Origin of the sequence: Candidatus Accumulibacter vicinus, from assembly GCF_000584955.1 — a bacterium.
In the GTDB taxonomy this organism is placed as follows: Bacteria; Pseudomonadota; Gammaproteobacteria; order Burkholderiales; family Rhodocyclaceae; genus Accumulibacter; species Accumulibacter vicinus.
In genome coordinates this window covers 1,451-2,962 of sequence record NZ_JDSS02000046.1, presented here as the reverse complement: position 1 = coordinate 2,962, position 1,512 = coordinate 1,451, and the positions used below count along the sequence as shown (strand labels likewise).

The window sequence follows — 1,512 nt, the reverse complement described above, 5'->3', positions numbered from 1 at the left end:
TCAGCTGGGCCTCATAGAGCGCCTGCGAGGCCGGTTTGTGAAAACAGTGCTTGAAGAACCGCAGGACTTGGCGGCTCACCTTGGAGGCGTAGCGGAATACCGGGGTGCTCCAGTCGGGGCGATCGGTCCCGTCGGTCGCGGAGGTCTGGCGCCGGTCCTGCTTGCGCAACGCTTTCTCGTCCGCGATTCCGTGCTGGCCCATTCTGCGGTGCACCAGCAGGGCCACCAAGAGGCTGGTGACAATGGCCAGGCGAACCTGATTCTCGATGGCCGCCAGGCTGGCGCCCCAGGCCTTGGCCAGGCTGAAGTCGTTCTTCCAGGTGTCAAAACACTTCTCCTCCTCCCAGCGGCGGGAGTAAAGGAAGGCGACGAGGCCGGGTTCGAGCTTGAACTCGTTGGTTAGAAACTCCACGAGATGCCCACGCCGGCTGCGGAAGGTGATCAGGCGCCAGTTTTGGCGGGAACTGCGCAAGGTGATGCGCAGATCCTTGAGCACCCCTTCGTTGGTCGGCACGTCCGCCACCGGCAAGGGCTCGGTAGAATCGATGCACAGGCTGGTTTTCATGCGCGTGATCAGGGTCACGCCCAAGCGTTTCTTCCGGTCATCCCAAAATGGCGCGTCGATGAATGCGCGGTCGACCAGCCACAGCGCACCCTTGTGACGGGTCATGGCCTGCACGGATTGATCGTAGTCGCGCAACAGCGTGATCTCGTGGCGACTGCGGGTATCGACGTGCACGTCGGTGGGACAGCCCAGGCGCACGTCGTAGAAGCTCAACAGCGCGTGTCCCTTGGGATTGTCCTCGCCGCCCTGGCGGGGCGTACACCGCCCGTAGTGGGCGCTTTCGCTCTGATACGTCCCATCCATCGCATACACCGGACGCCCTTGCAGGGCAGGGAGTTGCGCCAGACGATCGGGCAGCGCCGCCCGCGCCTCGCTGAGCAACGGCGCCATCGCCGCCTGCAAGACTGCGCGGCGGTGGCGCGAGGACAGCGCGTCCGACCAGGTGGAACGTGCCAACGGGACGCGCAGCGCCGTTCCCGGCTCCCAATGCAGCAGCGACTGCACCTGCTCGCGCAGCGTGCGCATGCCTTGCAGGTGGCGCAGTACCCCCAAGCCGATAAAATCCGTCATGCTCAACACGCGCGACACCGTGTCGGTACCGCGTATCTGCGCCAAGGCACGAGCCACCGGCGCCAACAATTCCCCCAGGACGGTTTGATTCATGAGGCTATTCATGACTGCAGTCAATCGTTCGGTATCCACGAGGTGCTCCAATAAGCTGTTGTTTATACAGCATAAATTTCGAGCATTTTGCTAAACCCGTGTCAAGTGTTTTTTGCGATATTTTTGAAAATATTTTTCCGACACATTCTCTGTTCCATAGGGCCCGTAGATTGCGCACCTGCCTTTTTCTATTAAACAACCTCGTTATCTGCGTATAGCGCGGCTGACGCTGTCTCATGGGCAGCTTTGCCCGGGCCAGCTGAAATTCAAGCCGGACACCGTTG

The 1,512-nt window shown here is 61.1% G+C and carries 2 protein-coding genes; both read right to left on the bottom strand.

The genetic code is table 11. The features are described 5' to 3' along the window. Positions 1-1,135 (bottom strand): transposase (locus tag CAPSK01_RS19525; RefSeq protein ID WP_273704128.1); only part of this gene is annotated, 1,135 nt, incomplete at its 3' end. A gap of 97 nt (positions 1,136-1,232) precedes the next feature. Then, positions 1,233-1,512, bottom strand: a 280-nt coding sequence (locus CAPSK01_RS24080) for a hypothetical protein (RefSeq protein WP_273704127.1), incomplete at its 5' end; no start/stop codon positions are given.